Genomic DNA, 17745 nt, shown 5'->3' with positions numbered 1-17745 from the left:
CCAACACTGATTCACCAGTTTCCAATTCGACCCGCACCCCCGCACGCGGGGTGCGGGTCGAACGCCACCATAACCAAGGGAGTCTCGTGGAGACGCTGTCAGACAACACCTTCAACGGGGTAGGGGTCAGCCCAGGCCGGATCATCGGATCCGTACGACAGATGCCCAAACCCGTGTCCGAGCCCCCCGTCGGGGAACGGCTCACCCACGACACCCCCGAGGCGGCGGTCGAAGCCCTCCGGGCGGCAGCGAAGTCCGTGCAGGCGTCACTCAACGATCGAGCGGCCGGCGCCAGCGGCGCGGGCCGTGAGGTGCTCGAAGCCACCGCGCTGATGGCCGCAGACCCCATGCTCATCAAGGCCGCGGTGAAGCTGATCAACGGCGGAGCCTCGGCCGAGCGGGCGATCTGGGACGCCGCGGCATCCGTCGCCGAAATGCTGTTCAACCTCGGCGGGTACATGGCCGAACGCGCCACGGATATCTTCGACGTTCGATCTCGAGTCGTCGCCGAGTTGCGGGGAGTGCCGGCACCCGGAATTCCCCTCAGCGACACCCCGTTCGTGCTGGTGGCGGAGGACCTCGCGCCGGCCGACACGGCCACTCTCGATCCGGCCAGCGTCATCGCCCTCGTCACCTCAAGCGGTGGGCCGCAGTCGCACACCGCGATCATCGCCCGGGCTCTGGGGCTTCCCGCGGTCGTCGCCGCGGTGGGCGTGACCGAGCTCGAGGAAGGGACACTCGTCTACGTCGACGGCGCCGCCGGAACCATCACGGTCGATCCCGGTGCGGCCGAGACCGAGGCCGCAGAGGCCTGGCTTCGGACCGCTGCCGCACTGGCCGATTTCGACGGCAACGGCCGTACCCTTGACGGTCACCTCGTGCCGCTGCTCTCCAACGTGGGCGGCGCGGCCGACGCGGTGAAGGCCGCAGCGGCCGGCGCGCAGGGCGTCGGGCTGCTCCGCACCGAATTCTGCTTTCTTGACCGCGACGCCGAACCCACGGTCGACGAGCAGGTTGCCGCGTACCGGGGCGTCTTCGACGCTTTCCCGGGCAAGAAGGTTGTGTTGCGCACCCTCGACGCGGGTGCCGACAAGCCCCTCCCCTTCCTCACGGACGCCTCCGAGCCCAACCCCGCTCTCGGCGTGCGCGGCTATCGCACGGACTTCACCTCACCCGGAGTGTTGGAACGCCAACTGAGCGCCGTCGCTCTCGCGGCGGAAGGATCGGAGGCCGACGTCTGGGTGATGGCCCCGATGATCGCCACGGCCGAGGAGGCCGGTGACTTCGCGGCGCTCTGTGCGACCGCCGGCCTGAAAACGCCGGGCGTCATGGTGGAGGTCCCCTCCGCCGCACTCACGAGCGCGGCGATCCTCAGGCGCGTCGCCTTCGTCAGCCTCGGAACAAACGACCTGACCCAGTACGCGATGGCCGCCGACCGCCAGCTCGGCCCGCTCGCCGCCCTCAACACCCCCTGGCAGCCGGCCGTTCTGCAGTTGGTGCGGATCACCGTCGCCGGATCTGTTGCGGAGGGAAACAACAAGCCGGTCGGCGTCTGCGGCGAAGCCGCGGCCGATCCGGCTCTCGCCGTGGTGCTCGTCGGCCTCGGAGTGTCAACGCTGTCCATGACCGCGCGGGCGCTGTCCGCCGTGGGCGCCGTGCTCGCGAGCGTCACCCTGGAGCAGGCGCAGGACCTCGCCGCCGTGGCTCTCTCCGCCTCAAGCGCCACGGAGGCCCGTGCCGCCGTGCGCGCGGGGCTGCCCATCCTCGACGAACTGGGCCTGTAACATTTTCATCCACCGCACCTACTCCGACAACCCCGTTTCCCAGGAGGAACAATATGTCTGAACGCACCGCCGTCATCGCCAGCCGCGTTGGCCTGCACGCTCGTCCCGCGGGGATTTTCGTCGCCGCCGTGAGCGCGCTTCCGATCGAGGTGACCATTGCCATGCAGGGCGAGCCCGCCGACGATGCCATGGACGCCTCGAGCATCCTGTCGATCATGAGCCTCGGCGCCGGCAACGGAGACACCGTCGTGTTGCGAGCCGAGGGCGACGGCGCGGACGATGCCCTCGACGCACTCGTCACCCTGCTCGAAACGGACCTCGACGCCGAGTAGCAGGGCACGCCAAAACCGGTGAACTCGCGACACACCGTCCCGGATGTCCGTCTGGCCCGGCGTGTCGCCATTTCTCCGGTTTTGTGTGGATCTGAGGGTGACTGCGCGATCACTCCCCGCTGATCGCCAGATCATCCTGCCGGGGCTCCACGAGAGTGATGAATGCACTCAACTGGGCCAGCGCCGCCGCGTTTCTGGGCAGGTAGTCGGTCAGGGTCGGCGAATACACCAGGTAGGCCGCCCATTGCGCCCGGGAGATGGCCACATTGAGCCGGTTGGCCAGCAGCAGGAATTCCAGCCCCCGCGGCACTTCCTCCGCCGAGGACGCCGCAAGGGACACGATCGCGACCGCGGCCTCCCGCCCCTGAAATTTGTCGACCGTGCCGACGGCCACGGAGTCGAAGCCGGCGTCGGACAGCGAGACGCGCAAGAGTTCGACCTGCGCGTTGTACGGCGCGACGACGATGATGTTCGGCTGCTCGAGCGGACCGGTGTGCCCACCGGATGACCAGGCGCGACCGAGCACCTTCCTCACGAGTCCCACGACAACGGCGACCTCCTCCGGTGAGGAAGTGGAGTTGGATCGGTGGTCGACGGGCACCGGATGCAGTCCGGGCGCGACCCCGGAAAGGGTGCGATCCGAGCCGTGCGACCGAAGCTTGCCCTCGTAGGACAGCACCGAAACGGGCGCGCACACTGCCGGGTGCATCCGCCAACTCGTCGCCAGGAAGTAGCCGAACGGACTTGGCAGCACGTTGTGCCCGTCCGACAGCCAGCCCAGCGCAGACGTGTCGACCGGTTCCGGGTGGGTTCCCTGGCTCACCTGCGGCAGCTGCTGAGGATCACCGAGCAGCAGCAGGCGCTGCGCCGACACCGCTGCGGCGATGGTGCTCGCCAGCGAGTACTGACCGGCCTCGTCGATCACGAGCAGGTCGAGCGAGCCGCGCGGAATGCGGCCGGCGTTGCTGAAGTCCCACGCCGTACCCCCGACGACGAATCCTCCGTGCTGCCCGGTGAAGCGGGCGAAGGAGCCGGCGTCGAGCGCTGTCCACGGCACGGGAAGTTTTTCCTCGCCCTTGCGGGATTTCTTGCCGACGCGGTCCGCTCCGAGCCCCGCGGCGAGAACGGCCCGCAGCATGTTCTCGACCGTGGCGTGCGACTGGGCGACGACGCCCACCGTCCAGCCGTGGTTGAGCACGAGGTCGGCGACCACCCGCGAACCCACGTAGGTCTTTCCGGTTCCGGGGGGTCCCTGCACGGCCAGGTACGAGCGATCGAGGGACAGCAGACTGTCCCGGATGGCGGTTCGCACGTCGCCGTCGATGACCGGCGCAAGACCGGTCCCACCCGTTCGGCGGGGCTCCGACCGACGAAGTATGTCGAAGGCGGCGTCGGCGACGGGCTCGGGGTGGGCCTCCAAAACCGTGCGGCCCCAGTCCGCGATGGCATCCACCTGGGTGCCCGCCGGCGGTGGGGTTCCGGGGGTCAGCGCAAGCGGCAGCTCGTCGTGATGCGGGGCATCCGCCTGCAGGATCTCTTCGATGACGTACTCGACGGTGTCGGCGACCTCCACGATGGTGGTCTTGTTGTGCGCGGCGCGTGCGCCAGGGTCTGTGCCGCGATTGATCGGTGGGTACGGCGGGCCGTACACCAGAAACGGCTGGTCGCCGGGTTTGAGCGAGCTGCCGGGGGCGAGCGTTCCGGAGACGCGAAGCAGCCGGCGGTCAAGTTTCTGCCGCCCCCCGCGGTGCCAGTCGACGTCGACGGACGCCGCCTCGATCACGAGCACGCCCCGGGTGTCTGCCCAGTCGTCGACGGGCGTGCTCAACCGGGCGTAGTGATCCCACCAGAACGACTTCTGCTCCCGGCGGTGATAGTCAATGGCCGCGGACGCCAGGGCCAGGGCAGTCTGATCGGCCGTGCGTTCGTGGGGTGGCACGTCCGCGAGCAGCGCCACGAGTTCCAGGTACACCGGGTCGGGTTCGCGCAGGACGACGTCGAGGGTGAGGTCGAGGGCCGTCGCCAGCGGCACCTGGTTCTCGCGAGCTCGCTCCAGCAACCAGTCGCGCAACCGCAGGGTCGATCGGCAGTCGTAGGCGTTGTACCGCGCGATGTCCGCGAGGACGGAGGCCGCGACGGCTGTTTCGCCCGCGGCCAGCAGCGCTCGAAAGCGCACGTATTCGGCGATCGAGTCGGCGGCGTTGGCGACGCCCTCGCGTTCGTCGTCACCCATGTACAGGGGCTCCAGCTTTTTGAGCGAGTAGCTGCGACTGCCGATGCGCAATCCCTGGCGTACCACGGGGTACAGATCGATGAGCACCCGGCTGCGCAGTAGATCGTCGACGATCTGCTCGCCGACCCCGTGACGAGCGGCGAGGGTGAGCAGGTGTGTGCGTTCGTAGGGCGCGTAGTGGTAGATGTGCATGTTCGGGTGCCGCGTGCGTCGCTCCTGCACCCAGTCGAGGAAGTCGATGAGCGCCGTGCGCTCCTCGGCGTAGGAATGCGCCCAGAAGGCGTGGAAGGTGTCGTCGGGTTCGACGAGTCCGAACAGGTAATCGAGGCCCCAGACCGTCGTCTCCGCCGCGGCCGCCGCGGTCTCGCTGCTCGGGGCGCCAGGCTCCGAGTACAGCGGGTCCCCCTCGAAATCGAAGAAGACGTCCCCGGCATCGGGTTCTGGCAGCGCCGCGAGGGCCACGGGGTTCACGACCTCCCAGGTGATCGGCTGCCCGCCGGCGGGGCTCGTGGTCTGTACCCGGGCCTGCTCGCGCAGCGTGGTCAGCGCCGCGTCGGACAGCCCGTCGACGGGGCCCGTGCGGAGGGCCAGCTGCTCGATGCTGGTGACACCGGCCGCGCGAAGGTGCGCGCGTTGACCGAGCCGCAGGTTGGCAACGAGCAACACGTCGCGGTGCTCCTGCACCTGCTCATCGCAGGCCGCACAGCGTCCGCACGCGGCGTACCTCGGGTCGTTCCATTCGGTGGGTGCCCCGGCGGCGACGCGCTCATCGATCAGGCGTTCGAGCCGGGCGCGGCGTTGTCGATACACCGGGAGGATGTCCTGCAGGCGATGCGAGCTTGTGCGCCCGTCACCGAGCACGACGTGCACCAGGTCGCCTACCGGTATTCCCTCACGCATCAGCTGGTCGCTGTACGCGGCAAGCTGCAGCAGCGCTGTGACCTTCGCGGTTCGGGCAAGCTTGGTGTCGTAGACCTCGTACGTTGACGTGTTGGTATCCCGGATGATGAAGTCCGCGTAGCCGAGAAACCGCCCATCGAAGAAGGCGGCCTGGTACACGACCTCGGCACCGGCGCGGAGTGCCGACTCGCTCTGCTGCACCGCGAGCAGTGGGTCATCACCATAGGAGGGCCGCGCGATTTCAACGATCGTGTGCGTGGCGCGCAGCCGCTCCAACATCCGCAGCTCGTGCTCGTCGCCGAGCACCGCCGTGCGGCGGAGCATCGCGTCTTCGCGTTCGATGACCCGATTGATGCGCCCCAATCTGCCGTCCAACGTACGCATGAGCGCCCACTCGCACTGCGCGGCGGCGCTCAGATCACTTGCCGAGTAGATGACCGTCGTCGAATCGAGCACGTACACGCAAACTCCTCGCTCACGCGAGGGAGGGAACCTCGCGTGCTTTGAGGCTACCGAACGCCACCGACATGCGGTTATCTCAAGGACCGTCGTTGCCGAAAACTAGCATCCGCGGAACGCTGAGCTCGGCCAGGACCGGTCAGGCGTTCGTCGTCTCCGCGAGAATATCGCGGCTGAGCAGGGCAGCCCCGGCGACCGCCGCGGGCATCACGATGACGGCCGCCCCCGGGATCAGGAACAGCACGTACGTGAGCACGCCGAATCCGAGGCTGCGCGCTCGTCGAGAGCCCAGCATCCGTCGCCGCTCGGTGAGGGTGAAGCCGCGCGCGTCGAAGGCGAAGCCGGTGAGTTCGAGGGTGAGGATCCATCCGCCGAAGAGCGCCCCGAGCACGAGCGCGCCCAGCTGCCCAAGCACGGGAACGAGCCCGCAGAGCAGCAGCACGACAGCGACCAGAACGGCGAGGGTGATCAACCGCAGGGCGTCGGTCACGGAACGCAGAATGCTGCGCAGCAGTCCGCGCTTCGGTTCGACCGGCTCGTCGCCGAGGGTGGTTTCAACCGCGCGCCAGATGCGCGCATAGAAGGGGTCGCCGACCAGCAGCGCCACCGCCACAAAGGTGTACGCCACCAGCAGGATGCCGGCGGCCGCGATCGCCGCGCCGACGACGACTCGCACGACCGTGCGCCAGGGCTCGTCCCAGCCACTGGCGAACGGACTGATGGCGGCTGCACTGGTCTCGAGGTTGACGAGCAGCACCACGAAACCGGCGACGTACACAATGCCGACGATGAGGGCGGGCAGGGCGCCGAGCAGCATGAGGCGCGGCGACGTGATCCACATTCTGAGGCCGCGGACCAGGAACCCGGCCCCGGCGAAGAACTCGCGGGCGGGAGTGGGTCGGGCGGGAGTCGAGTCGGGCGGCACCCCAACACCCTAGCTCGGCGGCTGAAACTCGAACGCAGGCCCTGCGCCATTCGGAGACCCGCGTCGGTGCGGCCCGGGCCCTCTGCGAGTGAACCGACATCGACCTCGGAGGCGGCGGGGTCGGGCGAAGCTGAAACGGCCGGGCATGTGGTTGACGGCGCTGTTCTCGGCCGGCGATATTGCAGCTATTGGCGGTCGGCTCGAGCCACTATGATTCCACTACAAACCCCACACCCCTGCCCGCAATCGAGTAAGGACAAACCGTGACCGAACGCCAGAATTACCTGGGAAATGTCGAAAGCACCGATGAACCACGTGAGCACACGATTTCGGACTGGACCGATCTCGGCGAGGAGATGTGGTCCTATCTCACCGGCAAGGGAGCGGCGATCAATTACACCTTCGTCGACATGACGGTCGAGGTTCCCCGCGATATCGGCCCGGATGCCCCGCGCGCCATCTGGAAGGTCGACGGGACGCTTCGAGTCACCACGAGCGATGCCCTCACTCCGGGCTCCGACCCGCACCGCAAATAGTCGTGAACGCCCCCGTGCACTTGCACGTCGACCTCACGTTCTCCCTCGCGGAGGAGGACGATGGCGCATCCGTTGACCGGCTGCACGGCACGATCACGGCCGACGGCGAAGAGGTGACGGTCTATGCGAGCGATCCGTCGGTTCTCGTGCAGGGACGCACCCTGAACCTGAGCAGTATTCGGGAACTCGCCGCACAATTGGCTGCACGGGGACTCACCGTGTCCCTCGCCGGACCGGACGGGATCATCGCCCGAATCGGTGATGTCGACGCGCCGTTGGTTCAGCGACTGGTCACCAAGTCGCCCCACATCACCCTCGGAAGCCGCGTCGCCCTGGCGCCGCTGCTGCACAGCGGAGCCAAAAGCGCGCTGACCTCTGCCCCAGCGATGGTGCCGCTGCCCCCGTCGACGCTCTTCCCCCTCGTGCCGACATTCGAGCGCAAGCTGCGTCGACGCGTCACGACGACGCATTATGCGAGCGGCGGCGGTCGGCCGCGCCTGATATTCGTCGTGGGTTCGCAGAATTGGAACGGACAGAAGCCGCGGGAATTCGACCTCCTGCCCACGACGACGAGGATCGGATCGTCGCCGGAATCCGACCTGGTCCTGGCCGACTTGGACCCCGTACATGCCGAGATCCGCCACGACGAGAATGATGAGTACGTTCTTTACCCGCTTGGGGAGGTGAGTGGCAGTGTCCGCCCGGTGGATGATGTCGCCTCCACTCGAGGTGGCGGCATCATCCTGCGCACGGGTTCACGGGTAGAGATGGGCAAGTGGCGCATGGCGTTCTTCCGCGAGGAATTCGCCGATCATGGGCGCCCCTTCGGCGGTCGGGTCGGCGGCGAGTTCGCGGTGCAGAAGCCGCAGGCGCCGCGGCCACGCCCCGCCCGTCAATAGGTCTTCACGACCGGCCGAACGGATGCCTCCTCGATGGTCGGCTGGTCGGCATCCGCTGCCGAGCAGCGGTCCGGGCGACTACGGTCGCGGCGACGATCGCCACCACGCACACGACGGCGGTGATCCCGGCCGGCACGGAGAGAGGTTCGCCGCCCAGCCTGGCGATGGCCACCCACGCAAATCCCCAGCCGAGCGCGAGGGTGGGCGCCCAACGCCCACGGTCGTACAGGGCGAGGAGTACACCGACGAGCCCCGCCACGCCGATCACGCCGACGGCCCACACGTCCGGGGACAGACCGAACCCGGTGAAGCCGGCGGCCACGAGCACCGCGGCCACGTTCGCGGCGGTGGCCACGCAGACCCAGCCGAGATAGAGGCCCATGGTTGCGTCCACGAGCAGCAGCTCAAGCGTGCTCTGGGGTCGGGTGTCCAGCATCGTGCGCATCGTCCAGACGAGCACGACCAGCAGCAGCACGATGATGGGGACGCTGAGCGGAAGCAGATCAAACTGGACGCTCAGGATCCACGCGGCGTTGAGCAGCAGCGACAGCGCAATCGGGTAGCCGAGGCGCCGTTGACGAGGGTCGCCTTTCTGGGCCGGGAACAACTGCCACACGGCGTAGGCGAGGAGGCCGGCGTAGATCGGAGTCCAGATCGCGAAGGCCGGGCCACCGGGGGCGATGAGTGTGGCGTCCGCGGCGAGAGCGCCGCCGGAGACCTCCGGCATGGGCGTCCCGCCGGCGGCACCCGAACCGATGAAGGCCCCGACGATACCGAGAACGGCGCTGGTGAGCACCGTTCCCTGCCGTAGTGCATCACGGTGTTCCATGAGACCTCCCCTGGCCATACGTCACAACCGCCGACACCGACCGAGGGCCGGGGTGTAAGAAGGGCACCGTAGCACTGCGAGCGGCGCTGCGCTATCCCCCTAGAGGGACGAGCCGTTGCGACCGGCACCGTCGTAGGGTGGAATGGTCGATCCGATACAGAAAATCGGCGACGGGAAGGATTCTTGTGAAGATGCTACAGATTGAGTGCCCTGAGTGCAATCAATTGGTCTGGATCACCTCCGATACGCGCTTCGCGACGTATCACTCAAAGGAGAACTCCACCGAGGATTGCCCCGGTTCCCGCACCATCATTCCGTTGCCCCCGAAGACGTCCGCGCGGCGCAGAAGTGTCACCACAACGAGGTAGCGACACCGCCCAACCGGACACGAGCCGGCATCCACCGTCGACACGGGGTGCCGGCTCCTTGCATGTCCGGTCGGGGTGCTGCGGCAGACCCGAACTGGGCGCGGAGGCGCCACCGACGTACCCTTGATTATGAGCACTCCTCCCCTGGCGGCGCAGAAGCCGCAGCAGCGAATTCATCACAGCGACGTGTACGTGGACAACTACGAGTGGCTGCGCGACAAGGAGAGCCCGGAGGTGATCGGCCATCTCGAGGCCGAGAACGCGTATACACAGGCCCGCACGGGTCACCTGGAATTGCTGCAGGAGCAGCTCTTCGAGGAGATCAAGGGCCGCACCCAGGAGACCGATCTGAGCGTACCGGTGCGCCGCGGCGATTGGTGGTACTACACCCGCACCAGTGAAGGCCGGGAATACGGCATCCACTGCCGCGCGCCGATAGCCGCCCCGGACGACTGGGTACCCCCCATCGTGACCGTCGTGGACGGAGTCGGGCTGCCCGGCGAGCAGATCCTGCTCGACGACAATGTCGAGGCGGCCGACCATGATTTCTACTCCCTCGGCAGCTTCGACGTCAGCACGGACGGCAGCATGCTTCTCTACGCAACGGATGTGGAGGGCGACGAACGATACACGGTTCGAGTGCGTGTCCTCGCCACCGGTGAAAACCTCCCCGACGAAATCTCGAACACGAGCGCGGGTGCGGTCTTCGACCCGAGCGGCCGCTACCTCTTCTACACGACCGTTGACGAGGCCTGGCGCCCCGACACGGTGTGGCGTCACCTGCTCGGCACCGCGGCATCCGCCGACGCCAGCATCTTCACCGAGCCCGATGAACGGTTCTGGGTGGGTGTCGGCCTCACCCGCAGCCACCAGTACCTGATGATCGAGGCCGGCTCGAGCATTACGACCGAGACACACCTGCTCGACGCTTCCGACCCGACCGGCGATTTCACGGTGGTCTGGCCTCGCCGCGAGGGGGTGGAATACGACGTGGAGCATGCGGTCATCGATGGAGAGGACTGCCTCCTGATCGTGCACAACCACCACGCGATCAACTTCGAACTCGTGAGCGTCGCGGCCGCCGACCCCCACGGCGAGAGCCGGGTATTGCTTGCGCACAACCCGGAAATCCGACTGGAGAGCGTGGATGCGTTCCGTGACTTCATCGTCGTCGAGTACCGCAAGGACGGCCTCACCCGGATCGCCGTCGATCGTCCGGGCGGCGTGCTCACGGAGATCGCCTTCGACGAGAAACTCTTCACCGTGGGAACCTCAGGCAACCCGGACTGGACCCAGCCCACCGTTCGCCTGGGGTACACGAGCTTTGTCACGCCCAGCACGGTCTATGACTATGTCGTGGCCACCGGCGAGCTGCGCATGCTCAAGCAGCAGCCGGTACTCGGCGGGTACGACCCGACGCTCTTCGAGCAACGGCGCGAGTGGGCCACGGCGGCGGACGGCACCCGGATTCCCATTTCGCTCGTCTTTCGGCGCGACCTGGTCACCCCGGGACAACCCGCGCCGACGGTGCTTTACGGCTACGGTTCCTACGAGCACAGCGTCGACCCCGGATTCGGTATCTCTCGGCTCAGCCTGCTCGATCGCGGCATGATCTTCGCCATCGCGCACGTGCGCGGCGGCGGGGAGCTCGGCCGTTCCTGGTACGAGCAGGGCAAGACACACCAGAAACGCAACACGTTCACCGATTTCATCGCCTGTGCCGAGCATCTCATCGACGAGGACTACACCGCGCCGGACCGGCTGGTCGCCGAGGGCGGCAGCGCCGGCGGCCTGCTCGTGGGCGCGGTGGCGAATATGGCGCCGCAGCTCTTCTCCGGCATCCTCGCGGTCGTGCCGTTCGTGGATGCGCTCACCTCGATTCTCGACCCTTCCCTCCCACTCACCGTCATCGAATGGGACGAATGGGGAGACCCCCTGCACAATCCGGAGGTGTACGCCTACATGAAGTCCTACTCCCCCGTGGAAAACGTGCACGACACGCACTACCCCCGCATCCTCGCGGTCACGAGCCTCAACGACACGAGGGTGCTTTATGTCGAGTCGGCCAAGTGGGTGGCCCGACTGCGTGAGGTGGGAGCGGATGTGCTGCTCAAGACCGAGATGTCTGCCGGTCACGGCGGCGTCTCCGGCCGGTACAGCGCGTGGCGGGAGCGCGCGTTCAACTATGCGTGGGTGGTGGACGCGGCGCGGGCTCATCCCTCGGGCGAGGAACCTCCCGTGATGGACTGACTGGGCCAAGCACCGGAATCATCATTTCCTTCCCGTCGACCGCGCACGGTCGTATCCTGTAGGTGCGCCGTCAACGCAGGCCAGGAGGGCCGGTCGATCATGCGAAAGCGGGGCGTTCTATCGAACGCAGGTTCCGACGGTGCGGTGTGCGCGGACTTTGTCGCGGCGCTGCCGATCACCGGCGCCGCCGTGTCCGCGTTCGGAAGTTCGGTCCCCGAAACCTTCGTCTGTGCCACGGATGGTCTCGCCGCGCACCTCGACGAACTTCAGTTCGATCTGGGGGAAGGCCCCCGCTGGGAGGCCGTGCGAACGCGACGGCCCGTTCTGCTGCCCTTCGTGCGCAGCCAAACGCATACGAAATGGCCCGTCTATGGGAAGGCCCTTCTGCTGCTCGACGTGCAGGCGGTGTTCGTGTTTCCGCTCACGATCGGGGCCATTGACGTTGGCGTCGTGGAGCTGTACAGCACGGCTCCCGATCCGCTGCAACCGAGCGATCTCCACCAGGCAATAGCCCTGGCCGATCGGTCGGCGTGGACGCTGTTGCACAACGTCCTCACCTGGAACGAGCAGCCTGATACGGCACCCCCGGCCCCCTCACCGCTCAGCCGACGCGAGATCCACCAGGCCACCGGCATGGTGCTCGTACAGCTTGAAACGACCGCCACGGATGCCCTCCAGCGACTGCGCGCACACGCGTTTCTCCATGACCAGTCGGTGCGGGACGTTGCCAGGGAGGTGGTGGACCGCACTCTGGTATTCACACCGGATTAAGTGTTTCCCGATGACGGCTTTGGTTTTACACTGAAGGGATGAGCACGGTGACTCGCGCGTGGCAGGTGAGCAGCGCCTTCGTCAAGCTGGCGGACGCGCTGGTGGGCGAGTACGACGTGCTGGATGTTTTGCACACGCTCGTGGAGGAATCGGTCGCCCTGCTCGACGCGCAGGCGGCGGGACTGCTGCTGGCTGATGCGACCGGCCAGCTGCAGGTGCTCGCGTCCACGAGCGAGGAGAGCCAGCTGGTGGAGATCCTGCAGAGCGAGGCCGGCATCGGGCCGTGTGTCGACGCGTTCCGCACGGGTCAGGTCGTCACGCTCAACGACATCGCGGCGGACGGCGGCAAGTATCCGGCATTCCAGAAAGCCGCCCTCTCCCAGGGCTTCCTGTCTGTACATGCGATCCCGATGCGTTTTCGTCCCAAGACCATCGGGGCGCTCAATCTGTTCCGCAGCGAGACGGGCAGCCTCACCGAAGAGGATGCGGCGATCGGTCAGGCCCTTGCGGACGTGGCGACAATCAGCATCCTGCAGGAGCGCACCGTACGAGAAAACACGGCCGTGAACGAACAGCTTCAACGGGCGCTCAACAGCCGCATTCTCATTGAGCAGGCCAAGGGAGTGATCGCCCAACGCAGTCAGGTGAACATGACTGAGGCGTTCAACCGCCTTCGCGCCCATGCTCGCTCACACAACGAGCTCATGCACGAGAGCGCGGAAAAGGTGATCAGCAGCGCCGTACAGCTGTGACCAGGGCGTTTGGCACGATCCGGTGCTACCCGACCAGACCCTCCCGCTCCGCGACGGAACGAGCGGGCCTCGGCTCGAACACGTCGAGGAGGAAATCCTTTTCACGATGTTGAACCGTGCGTTGCAGCCCGGACAGCCGGGCCAGTTCGGTGTGCACGTGCTCCGCGCTCAACGGGTAATCGCGGACGGGATGCCGCCAGTGGCAGGCGAGGAGAACGCCGTCCGGGGTGAGACGCGACCGGCATTTCGCCAGTAATCGCCCCAGTTCCACGGCCGAATAACAGTACGCCACCTCAGACAGCACGATGAGGTCGAAGGCCCCGTCGGGCCATTCCGTGGGCAGATACCGCCTCTCGGCGCTCACCGGCGATTCCCCGGCCGGTCCCGGCCGCACGCTCTCGGGTGCACTCCCACCACCGCGGAGGGCAAGCACACGGGTGCAGCGCCCCGCCAACGCCGAGGTGAGCCCGCTGGCACTGCCGATTTCGAGCGCGGCGGCGAAGTGCGCGCGCGGCAGCACCGCCAGCATGAGGGCGCTCTTGCGCCGCTCGTACCAGCCCGTGTCACCGCCGAAGGGGCCGCCGCCGGGCTGCTCCCGTCGCTCCGTGCCACGACCCGGCCGATTCTCGACCAGTCCCGCCTCGATGAAGGTCTCAAACCCGCGCGTGAAGTGTTCGGTGAACTGCGGCTTCACAATCGGTTCGTCACCGGGCGCTTCGTCCCACTCGTGCCCCGGGGTGCGACGCCGGCCCAGTGCCTTCGCCTTCGCCTCGCGCTCGGCCGCGGTGAGATCCAGCGCACACATGGCATCATGCGGCCATACGTCGTCGGTCGGGGCCGACCAATGCCACGCCCAGATCGGGTATTCGAACAACCGGGCACCGGTGGCCTGCACCGCGCCGGCCGCGGCCTCACCGGCTGCCGTATGGTCCGGGTGCCCGTCGGCACGCCACGGAGCGACAACCCAGGTTCCGGTTCCAGTCCCCTCGAGCCCCTCGATCTCGGCGGCGATGGCGCGCGAGACCTCCTCGATGTGGGCGGAGAGCAGTCCGTCCGGCAACTCCAGCAATCGCAGCGTCGCCTCCGGCGCTAGCGCCGCGACGGTGTCCATGACATCGATCCGCCGGATCGCGGCGAGCCGCTCGGGCGTCACGGTGGACGATCGCCTCCGCGAAACGTCGCCGTTGCTGAGCACCAACACCGAAATGGGCAGCCCGAGAGACGCCGCCCGGGCGATCAGCCCGCCGGCGCCGAGTGCTTCATCGTCGGGATGCGCCGCCACGACGACAAGGCGTCGCAGGTCGGGCAGGGAGATATCGGGGAGGGCGGCGCGCCACTCGGGGGCGGCCCATACCCGCTCGAAGGTGCCGTCGTCTCCGTGGCCGAAGGTCAGCATGGCGGGGTTCCCGTCGGCGGAGCTGTCGCTGGGGGCATGGTGTCCTTCCCGTTCGTCGTCGCGAGCGTCGAGACCCTATCACCGCCTGCTCCGTTGGGCCACTGCTGTCCGGGGAGCGTGAGATTATTGACGCATGGCCCTCTTCGCTGCATCCCTCGTGGGCATGTCGTGGTGACCGGGCCGGTGTCGTCCGCGTCGGGCTCATCCGAGAAGATCCCCGCGTGGCGGGCGCTGCTGGCCGCGCCGATCGAAGCGGCCGAGGCCTCCGTTCAACGTCACTCCGGTCGCATCGGCGAGCGGTCCCGGGCCGCCGATCGACCCGTAACCCGCATGGGCCTGCAGTTCGAACTGCGCGAGCAGACGCCGCGCACGAGCGAACGCTGGCGCGGTCCCACAGCACAGCCGGTGAAGACCCTCCGGCCCGGCCACGGCGACTTTCGCCTCGGAGTTCGACCCGTCGTACAGAACGACAACGGCAACTGGGTGCGCGCGAACCTGGCCTGGAACAACCTCACCTTTCAGGTGCGGGAACTCAACCTCGATCCCCGGCAACATCGATGGTTCTCCGAGCTCATTGCGCTGTACCGGGCTGTCCGCATGGTCTATTCCAGTCAGGAGGCCGACTGGATCTACCTGGACGATTTCAGCAGCCCGCTACTCTGGCACTATTTCGAGCAGGCGAGCGCGCTCGAAATCGCCCTCGTGGGAACGAAGAAGAACGCTGTCGTGGCGGTGGCGGCCGCCGCCCGCGTGAGCCTCGACGTTCGGCGGGTCGACGGCACGCTGCGACTCGACACAGTGCTGACCCTCGACGACAGCCCGCACCCGGCCGAGCAGGCCGGCGTCATCGGCACCCACGGCATCTACACGTATTCGCTGGACCCGCACACCGTCTTCACTCTCGCTCCGACGCCCGAGCCGCTCACGACCGCGCAGCGGGCACTCATCGGCAAGCCGGCCGCGGCGGTCGTGCCGGAGGCCGACGTGGCCGAATTCCTCACCGAGTATTACCCGGCCCTGCGCCGCACCCTGCCCACGACGAGCACGGATGCCTCGGTGCTGTTTGCCGCGCCGGATCCACCGACGCTCGTGGTCACCGCGCGGTTCGAGGCCGGGCCGGTCCTGCGCCTCGACGGCGAATTCGAATACCGGGAGGGCAGCGTCGTGGCTCGACTGCCGCTCGAACCGCGGTACGGCGAAGCCGATGCCCGCGACGCCGACACGGAGGCCGAGCTGCGTGAACGCGCCACCCGGGTGCTGTCCCCCGGTGCGGTGGTCTGCGCGCCCTCCGACGCGACTCCAGACCCGGCACCGGGAGCATCGGGACCGATCATGGCGTTCGGCGACACTCTCCGTGGCGTTGATGCGGCGGAATTCGCCGACAAGGTGCTGCGCAGGCTGCGCGCCCTGGTCGGCGTGCGAGTGGACGTGATCGGCGAAGAGCCGGACTATCGCGAGCTGACCGCCCCGCCCCGGCTCACGTTCACCACCGTGGAGAGCACCCAGCGCGACTGGTTCGACCTCGGCGTTCTCGTGCGGGTCGACGGTCGCAGTGTTCCCTTCGCCCCGCTGTTCACGGCACTCTCGAAGGGTCACACCCGCCTGCTGCTCGTCGACAACAGTTACCTTTCGCTGCGGCAGCCCGTGTTCGATCGTCTGCGCGAGCTGATCGAGGAGGCCGGCGAGCTGTCCGAATGGGAGACGGGCCTGCGCATCAGCCGGCACCAGGCGAGCCTCTGGGCCGATTTCGAAGACCTCGCCGACGAGACCGAGCAGGCGGTGACCTGGCGGGCCGCCGTCGCCGGGCTGCTGGATCTGACCGCGATCGACCCCGCTCCGCTCCCCTCCGGCGTGCACGCGACATTGCGCCCGTATCAACGTCAGGGGTTTCACTGGCTCGCTTTCCTGTGGCAACACGGTCTGGGCGGAATCCTCGCGGACGACATGGGACTCGGCAAGACTCTGCAGGCCCTCGCGCTCATCGAGCATGCCACCCGGTCAGGAGAAGGCGGCACCGGCCCCGTGAGCGACCGGCGGCCGTTCCTGGTCGTGGCGCCGACATCCGTCGTGTCGAACTGGGTGAGCGAAGCCGCACGGTTCACCCCGGGGCTGCGGGTGCGTGCCGTCACCAGCACCGAGGGATCCGGCCGCACATCCGTGGCGGATGCCGCAGCCGGCGTCGACGTGATCGTCACGTCGTACGCGCTGTTCCGCCTCGACTTCGACGCCTACCAGGCGCACGGCTGGGCGGGACTCCTGCTCGACGAGGCGCAGTTCGTGAAGAACCGAACCTCGCAAGCGTATGTGTGCGCGAAAGAGCTGCGTACCCCGTTCAAGCTCGCCATCACGGGAACGCCGATGGAGAACAACCTGCTCGATCTGTGGTCGCTGCTCAGTATCGTGGCACCCGGGCTCTTCGCCTCGGCGCGGCAGTTCACCGAGACGTACGTGCGCCCGTTGGAGCTGGCGGCCGACACGGCCCTGTACGCGAAGCTGCGCCGACGCATCCGCCCGGTCTTGATGCGGCGCACCAAGGAGGTCGTGGCGCCGGAGTTGCCGGCCAAGCAGGAGCAGGTGCTGACGGTCGAGCTGGGCCCGCAGCACCGCACCATTTACGACACGTTCCTGCAACGCGAGCGACAGAAGTTGCTCGGGCTCATCGACGACATGGACAAGAACCGGTTCATCATCTTCCGTTCGATCACCCTGCTGCGCATGCTCAGCCTCGACGCCTCACTCGTCGACGAGGCGTACCGGGGCGTGCCGTCGAGCAAGCTCGACGTGCTCTTCGAACAGTTGGAGGGCGTGGTCGCCGAGGGGCACCGGGCGCTGATCTTCAGCCAGTTCACGTCCTTCCTGAAGCTTGCCGCCGCCCGGCTCGACGCGCTCGGCACACCGTACTGCTACCTCGACGGGTCGACCCTCGCCCGCTCGGAGGTGGTCGACCGGTTCAAGACGGGTCTCGCGCCCGTGTTCCTGATCAGCCTCAAGGCGGGTGGTTTCGGGCTCAATCTCACCGAGGCGGACTACGTGTTCCTGCTCGACCCGTGGTGGAATCCGGCGAGCGAGGCGCAGGCGATTGACCGTACGCACCGCATCGGCCAGACCCGCAACGTGATGGTCTACCGCCTGGTGGCGACCGGCACGATCGAAGACAAGGTGATGGCGCTCAAACAGCGCAAGGCCGCGCTCTTTGAGGCGATGCTCGGCGACGAGGCGGGGTTCAGCGCGTCGCTCACCGCCGAGGACGTCCGATCCCTCTTCGAGTGACAGGCCGGCCGTCCCCGTCGGCGGCGCGTTCTTCGGGTCTC

Annotated in this window: 12 protein-coding genes; 8 read left to right on the top strand and 4 right to left on the bottom strand. The window is 67.6% G+C overall.

Going from position 1 to position 17745, the window contains the following annotated elements:
• Positions 1-86 precede the first annotated feature (86 nt).
• Complete coding sequence (gene ptsP, locus AC1MB9_RS02795) at positions 87-1784, top strand: phosphoenolpyruvate--protein phosphotransferase (RefSeq protein WP_479963526.1); 1698 nt, start codon at positions 87-89, stop codon at positions 1782-1784.
• A gap of 53 nt (positions 1785-1837) precedes the next feature.
• Complete coding sequence (locus AC1MB9_RS02790; protein ID WP_479963525.1) at positions 1838-2116, top strand: HPr family phosphocarrier protein; 279 nt, start codon at positions 1838-1840, stop codon at positions 2114-2116.
• Between the two features lie 109 nt (positions 2117-2225).
• Here AC1MB9_RS02790 and AC1MB9_RS02785 read toward each other — a convergent pair whose 3' ends face one another.
• Together AC1MB9_RS02785 and AC1MB9_RS02780 are read right to left on the bottom strand one after the other, a co-directional pair.
• Positions 2226-5711 (bottom strand): TM0106 family RecB-like putative nuclease, encoded by a 3486-nt coding sequence (locus AC1MB9_RS02785; protein WP_479963524.1) that lies wholly within the window; start codon positions 5709-5711, stop codon positions 2226-2228.
• Positions 5712-5847: 136 nt separating this feature from the next.
• Positions 5848-6633 carry an EI24 domain-containing protein gene (locus AC1MB9_RS02780; RefSeq protein ID WP_479963523.1) on the bottom strand — a complete coding sequence of 262 codons (786 nt, stop codon included), beginning with the start codon at positions 6631-6633 and terminating at the stop codon, positions 5848-5850.
• A gap of 263 nt (positions 6634-6896) precedes the next feature.
• Between AC1MB9_RS02780 and AC1MB9_RS02775 the strand changes: the two genes are divergently transcribed.
• Together AC1MB9_RS02775 and AC1MB9_RS02770 are read left to right on the top strand one after the other, a co-directional pair.
• The gene (locus tag AC1MB9_RS02775; RefSeq protein ID WP_479963522.1) at positions 6897-7169 is read left to right on the top strand and encodes a hypothetical protein; all 273 of its coding nucleotides are present in this window, start codon (positions 6897-6899) and stop codon (positions 7167-7169) included.
• A gap of 2 nt (positions 7170-7171) precedes the next feature.
• Positions 7172-8068 carry an FHA domain-containing protein gene (locus tag AC1MB9_RS02770; protein ID WP_479963521.1) on the top strand — a complete coding sequence of 299 codons (897 nt, stop codon included), beginning with the start codon at positions 7172-7174 and terminating at the stop codon, positions 8066-8068.
• Positions 8069-8072: 4 nt separating this feature from the next.
• On the opposite strand, the gene AC1MB9_RS02765 is transcribed toward AC1MB9_RS02770, so the two are convergent.
• Positions 8073-8897, bottom strand: a complete 825-nt coding sequence (locus tag AC1MB9_RS02765; RefSeq protein WP_479963520.1) for a tryptophan-rich sensory protein — start codon at positions 8895-8897, stop codon at positions 8073-8075.
• Between the two features lie 497 nt (positions 8898-9394).
• Between AC1MB9_RS02765 and AC1MB9_RS02760 the strand changes: the two genes are divergently transcribed.
• The 3 genes from AC1MB9_RS02760 to AC1MB9_RS02750 all read left to right on the top strand — a co-directional run bounded on the left by AC1MB9_RS02760 (position 9395) and on the right by AC1MB9_RS02750 (position 13038).
• Positions 9395-11515 carry a S9 family peptidase gene (locus tag AC1MB9_RS02760; RefSeq protein WP_479963519.1) on the top strand — a complete coding sequence of 707 codons (2121 nt, stop codon included), beginning with the start codon at positions 9395-9397 and terminating at the stop codon, positions 11513-11515.
• A 144-nt stretch (positions 11516-11659) separates the two neighbouring features.
• On the top strand, positions 11660-12286 hold the full coding sequence (locus tag AC1MB9_RS02755; RefSeq protein WP_479963518.1) for a GAF and ANTAR domain-containing protein: 627 nt from the start codon (positions 11660-11662) through the stop codon (positions 12284-12286).
• A 38-nt stretch (positions 12287-12324) separates the two neighbouring features.
• A complete protein-coding gene (locus tag AC1MB9_RS02750; protein ID WP_479963517.1) occupies positions 12325-13038 on the top strand; it encodes a GAF and ANTAR domain-containing protein in 714 nt (237 codons plus the stop codon).
• A 25-nt stretch (positions 13039-13063) separates the two neighbouring features.
• On the opposite strand, the gene AC1MB9_RS02745 is transcribed toward AC1MB9_RS02750, so the two are convergent.
• Entirely contained in the window at positions 13064-14434 is a 1371-nt protein-coding gene (locus AC1MB9_RS02745) for a PIG-L family deacetylase (RefSeq protein ID WP_479963516.1), read from the bottom strand.
• Between the two features lie 183 nt (positions 14435-14617).
• On the opposite strand from AC1MB9_RS02745, the gene AC1MB9_RS02740 reads away from it, so the two are divergent.
• Positions 14618-17704, top strand: a complete 3087-nt coding sequence (locus tag AC1MB9_RS02740; RefSeq protein WP_479963515.1) for a DEAD/DEAH box helicase — start codon at positions 14618-14620, stop codon at positions 17702-17704.
• Positions 17705-17745: the final 41 nt, after the last annotated feature.

Source organism: Cryobacterium sp. AP27 (genome assembly GCF_056680495.1).
This window is presented reverse-complemented; position numbering and strand designations above follow the sequence as displayed.

Bases quoted from the DNA above. Each gene is read 5' to 3' on its own strand.
- AC1MB9_RS02790 (WP_479963525.1), top strand. From the start codon at position 1,838: ATGTCTGAACGCACCGCCGTCATCGCCAGCCGCGTTGGCCTGCACGCT.
- AC1MB9_RS02765 (WP_479963520.1), bottom strand. From the start codon at position 8,897: ATGGAACACCGTGATGCACTACGGCAGGGAACGGTGCTCACCAGCGCC.
- AC1MB9_RS02760 (WP_479963519.1), top strand. From the start codon at position 9,395: ATGAGCACTCCTCCCCTGGCGGCGCAGAAGCCGCAGCAGCGAATTCAT.
- AC1MB9_RS02750 (WP_479963517.1), top strand. From the start codon at position 12,325: ATGAGCACGGTGACTCGCGCGTGGCAGGTGAGCAGCGCCTTCGTCAAG.
- AC1MB9_RS02745 (WP_479963516.1), bottom strand. From the start codon at position 14,434: ATGCTGACCTTCGGCCACGGAGACGACGGCACCTTCGAGCGGGTATGG.